The sequence below is a fragment of the Chromobacterium indicum genome (assembly GCF_039708975.1).
Taxonomy (GTDB): Bacteria; Pseudomonadota; Gammaproteobacteria; order Burkholderiales; family Chromobacteriaceae; genus Chromobacterium; species Chromobacterium piscinae.
The window spans coordinates 221,350-235,205 of record NZ_JAYFSJ010000004.1 but is presented as its reverse complement, the minus strand read 5'-3'; the positions used below and the strand labels follow the sequence as shown (position 1 = coordinate 235,205).

Below are 13,856 nucleotides of genomic sequence, written 5' to 3'. Positions count from 1 at the left end.
TAACGCTTACGAAGGAGGCTCCCATGCCTGGCATCATCCTGCACGCTTTCCGCGCCCTATTCCCCGCTACTGCAATTCCCGTTTCCACATTGCCCAACGAGGCCCAAGCTCGCGCGCTCGCCGCTTTGCTGGTCGCCCAGGGTCAACGCGCCTTGATTCATCGCACCGCCGCCGGTTTCGCCGTGGAGGTGATCGCATGAGCGCCCTACCGCTGATCGCCCCGCTGGCCCTGGCCGCCATCCAACGCGAACTGATCCTCCTGCAGCAGCTGACCACCCAGCCGGAACATGCCGCCTTGCGCGAGCCGGTGGCCCAACTGACCGGCCTGTGCGAATCGGTGGAAGACGTGGTGTCCGGCGGCATCTGCCGCCTATCCGGCACCAGCGAGACGCTGCAAGGGCTGCTCGATCTGCTGCGCCATGCCGAGGACCGGCCGTTGCCGGCCAATCGCGTCGCCGGCTTGCTGGCCCCGCTGCAACAGCAGGTGGTCCACGCCTGCTCCGAAATCGGCCAAATCCTCTAAGGCACCGCCATGAATGCTAAAACCCCTCTCCCGCGCACCGGGCGAGACGCCCCCGGCTTGTCTGGCGTCCAGCATCAGGAGGTCCAACGATGAGGCTGGATCTCGCGCAACTCCGGCAGCAGGCCCGCGACCGCTGGCCGGACATCCTGATGGCCTTGGGCATCCCCGCCGAAGTCTTTACCACGCGCCGCAATCAGCCGTGCCCGGCTTGCGGCGGCAGCGACCGTTTCGAGTGGATCGACAAGGGCCGCGGCCGCTTTGTCTGCCGCGCCCTGGACAACCAGGGCGGCGACGGCTTCGTGCTGGCGCAGCATTGGCTAGGTGGTGACTTCTTCCACGCGGCGCAGGCGGTGGCTCAGGTCTTGAACGGGGCGAAGGGGGAGCCGGCGCGCGTGGCGGCCGCACCGACACCCCACCCGCAACGCGACCAACGCCAGCGCCTGGCGCAGCTGTGGCGCGCGGCGCGGCCGGTGAAGGCTGATGATCCGGTGGGCTGCTATCTGGCTCGCCGTGGCCTGGCGCTGATCGACTATCCCCGCGCGCTGCGCTATCACCCGGCCTTGGCCTACTGGATCACCCTGCACGGCCGGCCGCAGCTGCTGGGCCACTTCCCGGCGATGCTGGCGCTGGTGACGTCGCCGCACGGCATCAATGTGGGCTTGCATCGCACCTGGCTGACCTTTGACGGCCACAAGGCCGCCTTGATCCACCCTGTCAGCGGCGAAGCGCTGCCGGCCAAGAAACTGGCCTTGGGCCGTTCCGGCGATCTGTCCGGCGCGGCGGTCCGGCTATATCCGCCCGCAGACGGCCGGCTGGCGCTGGCCGAGGGCATCGAAACCGCGCTGGCGGTGCGCGAGGGTAGCGGGCTGCCGTGCTGGGCGGCGCTGTCGGCGTGGGGGCTGTCGCATGCGGTGTTGCCGGATGAGGTCAGCGCGCTGTTTGTGATGGCCGACAACGACGCCAACCAGGCCGGCCAGAATGCCGCCCGGCGGCTGGCGCGGCGGATGCAGGAGGACGGCCGGCCCGTTCATCTGCTGATTCCCGAGCGACCGGATAGCGATTGGCTGGATGTATTGAACGAACAAGGAGAACCGAATGGGCAGCGCTGACAAGAAGGCTTTGGAGATGGCCGCGAAGGCCCCGGCGCTGGCCATCGGCCCGCGTTATGACGTGAACCGCGACGGCGTGCATTACATCGCCGTCAAACGCGACCGCGATACCGGCGAGCTGTTGGAACAACCGCCGGAATGGCTCAGCGATAAGATGGAACTGTTGGGCTGCGGAACGGATGCGGACGGCAACCATCACCGCATCGTCAAATGGCAGCGCCAGGGCAATGGCGAAGTGATGACCACCGCCTTGCCCAGCGCCGACATCGGCGAGCGCGCCGGCTGGGCGCTATTGCGCAAAGGCGGCCTGACGCTGACCACCGACCGTGGCGGCCAGGCGCGGCTGGCGCACTGGCTGCAGCGCGAAGGCTCCACCGAGTGGCACGACATCGTCAATATGTCCGGCTGGCAGCATGGGGCGTTTGTGCTGCCCAACGGCGACATCATCGGCCGCCCCAACCGCAAGATGCATTTCAACGGCCGCCCCAAGGATGCCAGCGCCTACCATCCGGCCGGCAGCCTGACAGACTGGCAAGGCACGGTCGGCGCGCTGGCGCTGGGCAACCCCTTGGCGATGACGACCATCGCGTGCGCCCTGGCCGGCCCGCTGCTGGCCCTGTGCGGGGCGCGCGATGGCATCGGCCTGCATCTGTACACCAATTCCTCCTCCGGCAAGAGCACCTGCGCCGACACCGCCGCCAGCATCTGGGGCGACCCGCAGCGCACCTTGCATACTTGGTCCGGCACCGCCTTGGGCCTGACCAACGAGGCCGAAGCCAGCAACGACATGATGATCTATCTGGATGAAGTCGGTTCCGGCGACGCGCGCAAGATCGGCCCGGCCATTTACAGCATGCTCAATGGCGTCTCCAAGCTGCAAGGCGCGAAGGAAGGCGGCAACCGCGCCGCGCGTTCGTGGAAGCTGACCATGATCTCGACCGGCGAAGTGGCGATGAGTCAGTATCTGACCGAAGGCGGCCAGACTCCGCGCGGCGGCCAGGAAATCCGCTTGCTCGACATCCCGGCCGACACCGGCCCTTATCGCGCTTTCGATCACATCCACGGCCGCAGCAATGGCGAAGTGTTCGCCGACGAGCTGACCCGCCATGCCCGCAGCCATTACGGCACCGTCGGCCGCGCCTTCGTCGCCTGGCTGCAGGACAACCGGGCGGCGGCGGTGCAATGGGTGGAGCGCTCGCAACAGCGCATGCTGGCGGCCGTGCCGGAGGGCGCCGCCCCCACCGTCCGCCGCGCCACCCGCAAATTCGCCATCCTGTCGGCGGCGGCCGAGATGGCCAGCCATGCCGGCTTGACCGGCTGGGCGGTGGAACAGGCGATTCAAGGCGTGGAAACCACCTGGCAGCGCTGGATGCAAGCCTTCGGCATCGAAGACCGCGACGACGCGCGCTTGATCGACCAGGCCGCCGCTGTATTGCAGGCCAGCCAGTACGCCCGCTTCGTGCTGCTGCCGATGAACGACAGCGACCCGCTGGTCCCCAATCTGATGGGCTATAAGCGCTATACGCTGGACGGCGAAGCGGTGTTTCTGGTGACGCCGGGCGCGTTCAAGGGCGAAGTCATCGCCGGCTACGAAGTGCGGCATGCCTGCGAAGTGCTGTACCGGGCGGGGATGCTGCAACGGCCAAAGGGCCGCTCCGGTTGGACCGTGCATGGCGGCAAAGGGGTGGGCCAGGTCTACCGCATGCAGTTGCATCCGCACGACGGCGAAGCGGAAGAGTAAGCGAAAAATTTCTCACGTGAGGCCAAACCCACTGCCAACACTGCCAACTCTGCCAACACCTATCCAATAGACTGATTTATATAGCTTTATCTGTTGGCAGTGAGTTGGCAGTGTTGGCAGTCAATTGGCAGTTCATCCGCCCCATCCCGCCCAGTTGGCAGTTTGCCCCTGCCTGTTGGCAGTGCTTTAGCCGCCACTGCCAACAACTAAACCCATACCAATCAGTAACTTACAGACGAGTTGGCAGTGTTGGCAGCGTTGGCAGTGGTTTTTGCTACATACGTAAGAAAAAAGAAGCGCGGTTTAAAATCAAACGGCATATCATTTAAGGCGCATTGCGTCAGCCTAGACAAAGGACATCGCATGGCAAAGCTACGTTACACCCGCGAACAACTGGACCACGCCAAAGCGCTGATTGGTGAAGAATGGCCCAACAACTTGAGCGACGAGAAGCTACAAGAGCTGCTGGCAAACACCGTCAAGTGCAAGGCCAAGAATCTGACCTTAAGCGGCGAGACGCCGGACCCGATGACCGGCATCGACTACGACCCCAAGCGCCAGGCCGACCAAACCTTGGTCAAGGGCCTATCGCTGCAACGAATGCTGTTCGAAGCGCTGCACCCAGGCATCAGCCTGCCCACCTACCCCGAACGCGAAGCCGAGAAGACCGCCGCCAGGGCGCAACTACAAGACGCCAGCTTGCCGCTGGCCGAGCGAACTCAAGCCGCACAGCGCGTCATTGCCATGCACTACGCCCGTTCGGTGTGGGATGGACTCGACCACAAACAACCGCTGGGCTTCCTGTGTCATCCCGGACTGGCCGAATACACCGTCCACTATCTGCATTCTGCGCCAGAACTGGCCTACGCCCACTTCGGGGACGATGTTGCGCGGGCAATGCTTGACCAGTACCCACCCCCAAATAAATTGTATATTCGTACAGGCTCAAGTTATTACCAAAATCCATAGCAATACAACACAAGTTATAGGCCAAAGCGTATATGAATTCGATATACTCACTAAATTCTAACTAGCACACTATCTCATATTAGCATTTACACGTTAATCAACAGAATATAAATTTGCGAGAATAGGAAAATGAATCCACCTAAACTTTTCATTTCATATAGTTGGTCCAATCCTGATCATGAGAAGAAGGTCGTTGATATTGCTACAGAACTGCGTGAGTCAGGTGTTGATGTAATTTTGGACAAGTGGGATCTAAAAGAAGGAAATGATGCAATCACCTTCATGGAAAAAATGGTCACCGACCCTGAACTTAAGAAAGTTGCAATTATTTGCGATGAAAAATATGCAAGCAAGGCGGATGGAAGAGCAGGGGGCGTAGGGACAGAAACTCAAATAATATCTAAAGAAGTCTATGACAATCAGGGGCAAGATAAATTTGTTGCTGTAGTGTTTGAAAAAGATGAACATGGGAAAGCATACTTACCAACATATTATAAATCTAGAATTTATATTGATCTAAGCGTGGAAGACAAATACTCAGACAACTTCGATCAATTACTGCGTTGGATTTACGACAAACCACTTTATATCAAGCCAAAAATTGGAAACACGCCTTCCTTTCTTTCTGAAAATCCACAAAAATCATTAGGCACAACTGCACTATTTAACAGATGCATTGATGCAATAAAAAATGACAAACCACATGCAATTGGCACTGTGGATGAATATTTCTCCAAGTTCACAGAGGGCTTAGAACAATTTCGCATAGAAAAGACTGCAGAAGCATTCGATGACGACGTCATGGGAAGTATTGATGCATTTCTACCATATAGAAATCAAGCGATTCAGCTTTTCACTACCATATCGAAATATGCTCAAAATGAGAACCTAACTCATCACCTCCATAGATTTTTTGAAAGCCTAATTCCTTACATGGACAGGCCTAAAAATGTCAACCAATACATGGAATGGGATTATGACAATTTTAGATTTATCATACATGAGCTATTTCTATATTCAATAGCTATTTTTTTGAAAAATGACAGAATAACACAAGCAAATTACTTATTACAGAATCAATACTATATTCCTACAAATGATGGCGGAAAAGCCTCTATGGCCAACTTCTCTATATTTTGGAAAGACGTACGATCTCTTGACTATCGAAACTCCCGATTACAATTAAACAGAATATCATTAAGAGCCGACCTTTTAAAAGAACGCAGCGCAAGCACCGGCATAGACTTTATCCATTTAATGCAAGCTGACTTTGTTGCGTTTATGCGATTTGAAATCGAACCAAATGATGATTATTATTACTGGCTGCCAGAAACTCTTGCTTACTTAGGCCCATTCAACAACCCATTTGAAATCTTCTCCCGATCTACATCAAAATCCTACTTTGAAAAATCAAAAATATTATTAAATATTGAATCAGTAGAAGATTTAGAGCCACTACTAAATAGCTATAAGGATGGCTCTCGACAATTACCTAGGCTGAGCTATCGAGGGTGGAGTCCAAGCGCCCTTATTGGATATGAAAAGCTGGCAACTCGACCATAAAAAATTATATTGCCACTACAACTAAAAGTACCATTATTAAAAAGGCCGCTAACAACCAGAAGCAGATATTCCCTCTGACTTCCAAAGTCATACACCACGGCTGCGCATGCAGATATAAATAAACAGAAATATTCAGTTTTAACCTTGAATATACACATGAACAACTAGAATGCGCACATGAATTGGTGCATATTTTTCGTTAGGTCTCCTATGCAAACACTTCCAGACTGGTTTAATAACACATGGGTGGTGGGAATACTTGGCGGTGTCTTTAGTGGATTTATCGTCAACTATTTGTCACGTATTTTCTTATCCAAGCGTGAGAATCGAGAATACTTGCAAAAGGTTTTTTCGGCAAATCGAGAGGTCATTTACTCGATACGCCCTGGCATTTCCGAGGGAGTCATTCCGAAGCCGGAAACTGTTGAAGCGCTAATCGTAGCAACTGCTCGAAAATACACTGTTAGCCGCAACGACGTGTTCGGCCCTTCGGAGATTGCTCAAGAACTCACAAAGGAGGTAATGGACAGTAGCTTCATATCATCTCAAATCAAGCAGGAGTACTGTGAAAGACTTCTAACTGTAGTTCCTAAGCGAACTACCGATCCCCTCACGCCTGATCAGCTCAACCCCATCGAACTTCGCATCGTTACGCAGGGAAGGCGCGAGCGCACTGTTGAGCGAATGGGTGTAGTAATGGGTGTTTTCACTGCCCTCATGTCTACCGTATTTACAATTCTTACGTTCACCAAAGAGAGCACCATCTTCTCTCGACTATCGGATACATTTGAACGCACCAGTGTCTTCTTACCTCTCTTTGTAGCGGTGATTGCACTCGTTATGAGTGCAGCCATTACTCCCATAATGAAAGAGCTGCTGGAGTTGAAGACAAAAGCCAAGCGACGTGGTGTTGACCAAGCCGTCAGTAACGATGAAGACTAACAACTCAATCCAGTTGTCCCACTAAAACGGTCCGCTGAATTCAAACGTTAACGTCCGCTTTCACAAGCTACTAGTGACTGCTTGGGGTCGAAAGTTGCCATTCAATGATGGTAAGGATTCAGCACTGGGGGCATCACTGGGGGCAGTGTTACATTTCATATGAAACAAACACATAAAAAATCAATAAGTTGAAATAACAATTCAATCCCTGTCGGGTCTTCGATCCCAAAGCAGTTAGAATCAAAAATGCAAAAGCCGCACCCAAAAAATGGCGCGGCTTTTTACATCCCATGCTTCAGCGGCAACCTTGCCCGCCCTGCAGCCAACCGCTAGATTGAGCAACGGACCATTTCGCAAGCCAGGACGATGCATACGCCTTTCACGATACAGTCCGCCCAAACCGCGGACCTACCGGCCCTCATCGATTTAGATCCCATCGCCAGGCGAGAACCCGGCCGATGCCAAACGCTGGGCGACGCGATCGCCGCGCAAAGCTGCTGGCTTGCCGAAGCCAGCGGCAGCGCGGAGGCATTGGGCTACGGCATTCTGAACCGCTCCTTCTTTCAGCAGCATTTCATTCCGCTGCTGATGGTCGCGGAAACCACCCGGGGCCGCGGTGTCGCCAGCTCGCTGATGCTTGCGTTGGAAGCGCAATGCGCGGGCGGCAAGCTGTTTACCTCCGCCAATGAATCGAACGCGCCGATGCGCCGCTTGCTGCGCAAACTGGGCTATAGGGAAAGCGGCCGCATCGAAAACCTGGACGACGGCGACCCTGAGCTCGTGTTCATGAAGCTGGCCGAACGCCGGACCGGCTAGCGCGCCGGCTGCGGCCAGCTCAGTTCGAACCGGCTGCCGCCGCCCGCCGGGGTGCAGCTGGCCTCGCCGCCATGGGCGCGGGCGATGGCGGCCACCACCGCCAGCCCCAGGCCGCTGCCTCCCTTGCCGCTTTGGCGCGCCGCGTCGGAACGGCGGAAGGCCTCGAACACATGCGTCGCGAAGTCGCCGGGAATGCCCGGCCCCTCGTCTTCCACCCACAGGCGGCACTGGCCGCCCTCCACCCGCAGCTGCACCCGCACTAGGCCGGGCTGCGCGTAGCGGCGGGCATTGTCCAGCAAAGCCAACAGCGCCTGGCGGATGCGCACCGGATCGCACTGCGCCGGCCGTTCGTCCAGATCCAGCGCCGCCTGCAGCCCGGCCGCCTGCAGCGCGTCGTCGAACACCTCCACCACCGCGCGCACTTCGGCGGCTAGATCGGTATTCCGCATCTCGATGTCCAAGTGCCCGCTTTCCGCCAGGCTGATCACGCGCAAATCTTCGATCAGGTGGGCCAGGCCCTCCACCTGGGCCAGCAGCCGGCGGAATTGGCTTTCGTCCGGGGTGAACACCCCTTCCGCCAAGCCCTGCAGCCGGCCGCGCAGCACAGTGACCGGCGTGCGCAGCTCGTGGGCGATGGCGGCGTTCCAGAACGCCTGCTCCTTCGTCATGCGCTGCAGCTGGTCCGCCAGCGCGTTGAAATCGTCGGCCAGCGCGGCGGCCTCGCGCAAGGAGCGGTCGCCGGCCGCCGCGCGCGCGTCCAGATCGCCCTGGGCGACGCGGCGTATGCCCGCCGCCACGGAGTTGAGCGGCACCAGGATGCGGCGCGCCAGGCGCAGGCCCATCACCACCGACAGCGCCAGGCCCGCCACGGTGCTGGAAATCAGCCACACCCACTCCGGCGCGGTCATCTTCCAGCCCGGCGCGTCGAACTGCACCGGCCAATAGGTCATCGCCACGTAGTAGAAAGTGAAGCCGGTCACCACCACCAACACGGTCACGCAGAAAGCCATCGTCGCCATCGACAGCGCGATCTGGCGGCTCAGCCCCTCCAGCCTCATTCGCCGCTCCACAATCTGTAGCCCACGCCGCGGACGCCGGCCGGCATCCCCTCCACGCCCCGCTCTTCCAGCTTCTTGCGCAGCTTGCTGATATGGCTGTCCACCGTGCGCTCCAGCGTGTCGCCTTCCGGCAGGCAGGCTGCCAGCAGCTCGGCGCGGGAGAACACCCGCCTGGGCGCGCGCGCCAGCTGCGCCAGCAGCTTGAACTCGGTCAGCGTCAGGCTCAGCGCGTGGTGCTGCTGGCCCACCAGCACGGCGGCTTCGTGCTGCTCCAGGTCGATTTCGAACGGGTCGGCGCGCAGCACGCGTTGCGCCGCCTGGCGCGGGGCGGCCATGGAGCGGCGCAGCACCGCCTGCGCGCGCGCCACCACTTCCGCCGGGTTGAACGGCTTGACCACGTAGTCATCGGCGCCGATGCGCAAGCCCATCAGCTTGTCGATGTCCTGGTCCAGCGCCGTCAGCATGATCACCGGGGTGTCGCCGCGATGGCGGATCTCGGCCAGCGCCTGCCAGCCGTCGATATGCGGCATCTGCACGTCCAGCAGCACTAGGTCCGGCTTCAGCGCCAGATGCATCTCCAGCGCCTTCCTGCCGTCGGCGGCGTGCGCGCTGCGCAGGCCGCCGCGCGCCAGATAGGCCGCCAGGATCTCGGCGATTTCGGGTTCGTCTTCAGCTATCAGCACCAGGGCTTGCGCCGCCTGGGCCGCGGGTCGGATTGTGTCGCTCATGCTGCCGGTTTCGCGTTCATTGCGCATCTCCATCGAATCTCCATGCTACCACACGGCAATCCCCATTCTGCCCAGGCACACTGCCGCCATCCCGAGTTTGAACGCTATGGAGTCCCCATGAATTACCTGCAAGCCTGCCGCTACGGCGGCGCCTGCGCGCTGGCCGTTTCGATACTGGCCGGCTGCACCCAGCCCGCGCCGCAAGACGCCCCGGCGGCGATTCCGGTGGCTGCCGCCACGCTGGCCCCCGCCCCGCTGCAATTGAGCGACGATCTGCCCGGCCGCGTGGCCGCGGTGCGCGTCGCGGAAATCCGCCCGCAGGTCGGCGGCATCGTGCTGCGCCGGCTGTTCGAGCAAGGCAGCGAGGTCAAGGCCGGCCAGCCGCTGTTCCAGATCAACCCGGCCCCGCTCAAGGCGGACGCCGATACCGCGGCGGCGGCCTTGCAGCGAGCCGAAGCCGCGCTGGCCCGCGCCCGCGCGCAAACCGCCCGACTGCAGCCGCTGGTCGAAACCGACGCCGTCAGCCGCCAGGTGTTCGACGACGCGGTGTCGCTGCGCGACCAGGCCGCCGCCGACGTGGCCCAGGCCCGCGCCGCGCTAGCCCGCCGCCGGCTGGATCTGAAATTCGCCACGGTGGAGGCGCCGATCAGCGGCCGCATCGACCAGGCGCTGGTCACCGAGGGCGCGCTGGCGGCTTCCAGCGACGCCTCCCCGATGGCGCGCATCCAGCAGATAGACCAGGTTTACGTGGACGTGCGCCAGCCGGCGGCGGCGCTGGAGGCCGTGCGGCAGACGCTGGCGGCCCAGCCGGAGGCGGCTGGCCGCGGCCTGCCGGTGGCGCTGCTGCGCAACGACGGCAAGCCTTACGACGAGACCGGCCGCATCCTGTTCTCCGGCGTCAATGTCGACGCCGGCACCGGCGACGTGCTGCTGCGCGTGCTGGTGGACAATCCGAAACGGCAACTGCTGCCGGGCATGTTCCTCCGCGCCCGCGTGCCGCGCGCGAGCTACGCCAACGCGCTGACCGTGCCGCAGCAGGCCGTGGTGCGCATCGGCGGCAAGCCGCAGGTATGGACCGTGGACGCCAAGTGCCACGCGCGCCTCGCCGCCGTGGAGTTGGGCGAACTGGCCGAGCGCCGCTACCGCATCCAGGCCGGCCTCAAAGCCGGACAAAAGGTGGTGGTCGAGGGCATGGAGCGCCTGTCCGAGGGCGCGCTGGTCGCCGCCGCGCCGGCGCGGCGCTGAGCAAGGGGAAACCATCATGTCCCAATTCTTCATCCGCCGCCCGGTCTTCGCCTGGGTCATCGCCCTGTTCATCATTCTGCTGGGGGTGATCGCCATCCCCCAGCTGCCGATCTCCCGCTATCCGTCGGTCGCGCCGCCGACGGTCACCATCACCGCGGTCTATCCCGGCGCCACGCCGCAGACCATGAGCGACGGCGTGTTGAGCCTTATCGAGCGGGAGCTCTCCGGCGTAAAGGACCTGCTGTATTTCGAATCATCAGCCGATACCTCCGGCGCGGCGCAGATCACCGTCACCTTCAAGCCGGGCACGGACCCGGCGATGGCCCAGGTTGACGTGCAGAACAAGCTGAAGACGGTGGAGCCGCGCCTGCCCGCCGCCGTGCGCCAGAACGGCGTGATGGTGGAGTCGGCGTCGTCCGGCTTTCTGATGCTGATCGGCCTGCGCTCCGACAACGGCCGCTTTGACGAGGCCGAGCTCAACAACTACATGGCGCGCAACATCGTCGAGGAGCTGCGCCGGATCGACGGCGTCGGCCGGGTGCAGCTGTTCGGCGCCGAACAGGCGATGCGCGTCTGGGTGGATCCGGCCAAGCTGATCTCCTACGGCCTGGCGATGAGCGACCTGACCGCCGCCATCGCCCAGCAAAACGCGCAGATCGCGCCGGGCAGCCTGGGCGCGTCGCCGGCCTTGCCGGGCCAGCGGGTGACCGTGCCGCTGACCGTGCAGGGCACGCTTTCCACGCCGGAGCAATTCGCCGCCATCGTGCTGCGCGCCAACGCCGGCGGCGCCAAGGTGGTGCTGGGCGATGTCGCGCGCGTCGAACTGGGCTCGCAGTCCTACAACTTCGCCAGCACCGAAAACGGCAAGCCGGCCACCTTCGCCGGCGTGCAGCTGAGCCCCGGCGCCAACGCGGTGAAAACCGCCGAGGCGGTGCGGACGCGGCTGGCCGAACTGGGCAAGGCGATGCCCGCCGGCATCGGCTATTCCATCCCCTTCGACACCGCGCCCTTCGTCAAGATCTCCATCGAGAAGGTGATACACACGCTGGTCGAGGCGATGGTGCTGGTCTTCCTGGTGATGTACCTGTTCCTGCAAAACGCGCGCTACACGCTGATCCCGTCCATCGTCGCGCCGGTGGCGATGCTGGGCACCTTCGCGGTGATGCTGGCCGCCGGCTTCTCCATCAATGTGCTGACCATGTTCGGCATGGTGCTGGCGATAGGCATCATCGTCGACGACGCCATCGTGGTGGTGGAGAACGTGGAGCGGCTGATGGCGGAAGAAGGCCTGTCGCCCAGGGAGGCGACGTCGAAGGCGATGAAGGAAATCACCGGCGCCATCGTCGGCATCACGCTGGTGCTGACCGCGGTATTCATCCCGATGGCGCTGTCCAGCGGCTCGGTCGGCGTGATCTACCAGCAATTCACGCTGGCGATGGCGGTATCCATCCTGTTCTCGGCGCTGCTGGCGTTGACGCTGACGCCGGCGCTGTGCGCGACGCTGCTGAAGCCCATTCCCCGCGGCCACCACGAAAAACGCGGCTTCTTCGGCTGGTTCAACCGCCGCTTCGCGCGCCTGACCGACTGGTACGAGACGCGCGTCGGCCGGCTGATCGGCCGCTCCGGCCGGGTGATGCTGGTCTTCGCCGCCCTGTCCGGCGCGATGGCGGCCGGCTTCAACGTCCTGCCTTCGTCTTTCCTGCCGGAGGAAGACCAGGGTTATTTCATGACCGGCTTCCTGCTGCCGGCCGACGCCACCGCCGAACGCACCCAGGATCTGGTCAAAAAACTGGACAGCCATCTGGCCACCCGCCAGGCGGTCCAGTCCAGCATTTCCATCGTCGGCTACGGTTTCTCCGGCTCCGGCGCCAACGCCGCGCTGAACTTCGCGGTGCTGAAGGACTGGGACAAGCGCGGCGGCGCGTCGACCGTCGACGAAAGCCTGCGCGCCCAACAGGCGATGGCAGGCGCCACCGAAGGCGCGGTGATGAGCCTGTTACCGCCGGCGATAGACGAGCTGGGCACCAGCTCCGGCTTCACGCTGCGGCTGGAAGACCGTGCCAACCAAGGCCCCGCCGCGTTGAAGGCGGCCGAGGCCAAGCTGCTGGAACTGGCCGCGCAAAGCCCGGTGGTGGCCGGCGTCTACCCGGACGGCCTGCCGGCGGGTGCCAGCATCCGGCTGGAGATAGACCGGCAGAAGGCCGAGGCGCTGGGCGTACCCTTCGCCAGCGTCAGCGACACGCTGTCCGCCGCGATGGGTTCGGCCTACGTCAACGACTTCCCCAACCAAGGCCGGATGCAGCAGGTGATCATCCAGGCCGACGCGCCGGCGCGGATGCAGATAGACAATGTGCTGAAGCTCTACGTGCGCAACGCGGCCGGCAGCATGGTGCCGCTGTCCGAGCTGGCCCGTCCGGTGTGGGCCGAAACGCCGCTGCAGCTGGTGCGCTTCCAGGGCTATCCGGCGGCGCGCATCTCCGGCGGCGCCGCACCCGGCCATTCAAGCGGCGCAGCGATGGCCGAGATGGAGCGGCTGGCTGCGCAGCTGCCGCCCGGCTTCGCCGTCGAGTGGACCGGCCAGTCGCTGCAGGAGCGCCAGTCGGCGTCTCAGGCGCCGATGCTGATGGCGCTGTCGATGATCGCGGTGTTCCTGGTGCTGGCCGCGCTCTACGAAAGCTGGTCCATTCCCTTGTCGGTGATGCTGGTGGTGCCGCTGGGCCTGATCGGCGCGCTGGCCGCCGTGATGCTGCGCGGCATGCCCAACGACGTGTTCTTCAAGGTGGGCATGATCACCGTGATCGGCTTGTCGGCCAAGAACGCCATCCTGATCATCGAGTTCGCCAAGCAGCTGCGCGACGAAGGCAAGAGCCTGAGCGAAGCCGCTGTTCAGGCGGCTCGGCTGCGGCTGCGGCCCATCCTGATGACCTCGCTGGCCTTCGGCCTGGGCGTGGTGCCGCTGATGATCGCCACCGGCGCCAGCGCCGAGACGCAAAACGCCATCGGCACCGGCGTGTTCGGCGGCATGGTCACCGCCACCGTGCTGGCCATTTTCTTTGTTCCCGTTTTCTTCGTGTTCGTGCTCGGCTTGCAGGAGCGTCTGGGACGGTGGCTGAAACCGCGCCGCCCGGAAGCCGCCCCGAGTCTCGAACAGGAGGGTTGAGC

12 protein-coding genes are annotated in these 13,856 nt (G+C 61.7%); 10 read left to right on the top strand and 2 right to left on the bottom strand.

Features of this window, described 5'->3' with window-relative positions:
* Window positions 1-23: 23 nt before the first annotated feature.
* From VA599_RS07535 to VA599_RS07500, 8 genes are all read left to right on the top strand, one after another.
* A complete protein-coding gene (locus VA599_RS07535; RefSeq protein WP_200896054.1) occupies window positions 24-200 on the top strand; it encodes a hypothetical protein in 177 nt (58 codons plus the stop codon).
* A complete protein-coding gene (locus tag VA599_RS07530) occupies window positions 197-523 on the top strand; it encodes a DUF1484 family protein (RefSeq protein WP_346788130.1) in 327 nt (108 codons plus the stop codon). Before VA599_RS07535 ends, VA599_RS07530 begins: the two co-directional genes overlap by 4 nt.
* A gap of 89 nt (window positions 524-612) precedes the next feature.
* Window positions 613-1,632 carry a DUF7146 domain-containing protein gene (locus tag VA599_RS07525; protein WP_346788129.1) on the top strand — a complete coding sequence of 340 codons (1,020 nt, stop codon included), beginning with the start codon at window positions 613-615 and terminating at the stop codon, window positions 1,630-1,632.
* Window positions 1,619-3,373, top strand: coding sequence for a DUF927 domain-containing protein (locus tag VA599_RS07520; RefSeq protein ID WP_346788128.1), 1,755 nt, complete (start codon window positions 1,619-1,621; stop codon window positions 3,371-3,373). Before VA599_RS07525 ends, VA599_RS07520 begins: the two co-directional genes overlap by 14 nt.
* Before the next feature lie 363 nt (window positions 3,374-3,736).
* Complete coding sequence (locus VA599_RS07515; RefSeq protein WP_346788127.1) at window positions 3,737-4,342, top strand: hypothetical protein; 606 nt, start codon at window positions 3,737-3,739, stop codon at window positions 4,340-4,342.
* Between the two features lie 129 nt (window positions 4,343-4,471).
* The gene (locus VA599_RS07510) at window positions 4,472-5,905 is read left to right on the top strand and encodes an SEFIR domain-containing protein (RefSeq protein ID WP_346788126.1); all 1,434 of its coding nucleotides are present in this window, start codon (window positions 4,472-4,474) and stop codon (window positions 5,903-5,905) included.
* A 177-nt stretch (window positions 5,906-6,082) separates the two neighbouring features.
* A complete protein-coding gene (locus VA599_RS07505) occupies window positions 6,083-6,847 on the top strand; it encodes a hypothetical protein (protein ID WP_346788125.1) in 765 nt (254 codons plus the stop codon).
* Window positions 6,848-7,213: 366 nt separating this feature from the next.
* Window positions 7,214-7,663 carry a GNAT family N-acetyltransferase gene (locus tag VA599_RS07500; RefSeq protein WP_346788124.1) on the top strand — a complete coding sequence of 150 codons (450 nt, stop codon included), beginning with the start codon at window positions 7,214-7,216 and terminating at the stop codon, window positions 7,661-7,663.
* Here the strand turns inward: VA599_RS07500 and VA599_RS07495 are convergent.
* Together VA599_RS07495 and VA599_RS07490 are read right to left on the bottom strand one after the other, a co-directional pair.
* Window positions 7,660-8,721, bottom strand: coding sequence for an ATP-binding protein (locus VA599_RS07495; protein ID WP_346788123.1), 1,062 nt, complete (start codon window positions 8,719-8,721; stop codon window positions 7,660-7,662). The genes VA599_RS07500 and VA599_RS07495 overlap by 4 nt on opposite strands.
* Window positions 8,718-9,482, bottom strand: a complete 765-nt coding sequence (locus VA599_RS07490; protein ID WP_346788122.1) for a response regulator — start codon at window positions 9,480-9,482, stop codon at window positions 8,718-8,720. The genes VA599_RS07495 and VA599_RS07490 overlap by 4 nt, the downstream gene beginning before the upstream one ends.
* A gap of 84 nt (window positions 9,483-9,566) precedes the next feature.
* Between VA599_RS07490 and VA599_RS07485 the strand changes: the two genes are divergently transcribed.
* Together VA599_RS07485 and VA599_RS07480 are read left to right on the top strand one after the other, a co-directional pair.
* Window positions 9,567-10,694 (top strand): efflux RND transporter periplasmic adaptor subunit, encoded by a 1,128-nt coding sequence (locus tag VA599_RS07485; RefSeq protein ID WP_346788121.1) that lies wholly within the window; start codon window positions 9,567-9,569, stop codon window positions 10,692-10,694.
* A 16-nt stretch (window positions 10,695-10,710) separates the two neighbouring features.
* Entirely contained in the window at window positions 10,711-13,854 is a 3,144-nt protein-coding gene (locus VA599_RS07480; protein WP_346788120.1) for a multidrug efflux RND transporter permease subunit, read from the top strand.
* The last annotated feature ends 2 nt before the right edge of the window (window positions 13,855-13,856 follow it).

What these genes read in the sequence shown, in the direction of transcription:
- VA599_RS07535 (WP_200896054.1), top strand. Translation starts at nt 24, where the DNA reads ATGCCTGGCATCATCCTGCACGCTTTCCGCGCCCTATTCCCCGCTACT.
- VA599_RS07530 (WP_346788130.1), top strand. Translation starts at nt 197, where the DNA reads ATGAGCGCCCTACCGCTGATCGCCCCGCTGGCCCTGGCCGCCATCCAA.
- VA599_RS07525 (WP_346788129.1), top strand. Translation starts at nt 613, where the DNA reads ATGAGGCTGGATCTCGCGCAACTCCGGCAGCAGGCCCGCGACCGCTGG.
- VA599_RS07520 (WP_346788128.1), top strand. Translation starts at nt 1,619, where the DNA reads ATGGGCAGCGCTGACAAGAAGGCTTTGGAGATGGCCGCGAAGGCCCCG.
- VA599_RS07515 (WP_346788127.1), top strand. Translation starts at nt 3,737, where the DNA reads ATGGCAAAGCTACGTTACACCCGCGAACAACTGGACCACGCCAAAGCG.
- VA599_RS07510 (WP_346788126.1), top strand. Translation starts at nt 4,472, where the DNA reads ATGAATCCACCTAAACTTTTCATTTCATATAGTTGGTCCAATCCTGAT.
- VA599_RS07505 (WP_346788125.1), top strand. Translation starts at nt 6,083, where the DNA reads ATGAATTGGTGCATATTTTTCGTTAGGTCTCCTATGCAAACACTTCCA.
- VA599_RS07500 (WP_346788124.1), top strand. Translation starts at nt 7,214, where the DNA reads ATGCATACGCCTTTCACGATACAGTCCGCCCAAACCGCGGACCTACCG.
- VA599_RS07495 (WP_346788123.1), bottom strand. Translation starts at nt 8,721, where the DNA reads ATGAGGCTGGAGGGGCTGAGCCGCCAGATCGCGCTGTCGATGGCGACG.
- VA599_RS07490 (WP_346788122.1), bottom strand. Translation starts at nt 9,482, where the DNA reads ATGGAGATGCGCAATGAACGCGAAACCGGCAGCATGAGCGACACAATC.
- VA599_RS07485 (WP_346788121.1), top strand. Translation starts at nt 9,567, where the DNA reads ATGAATTACCTGCAAGCCTGCCGCTACGGCGGCGCCTGCGCGCTGGCC.
- VA599_RS07480 (WP_346788120.1), top strand. Translation starts at nt 10,711, where the DNA reads ATGTCCCAATTCTTCATCCGCCGCCCGGTCTTCGCCTGGGTCATCGCC.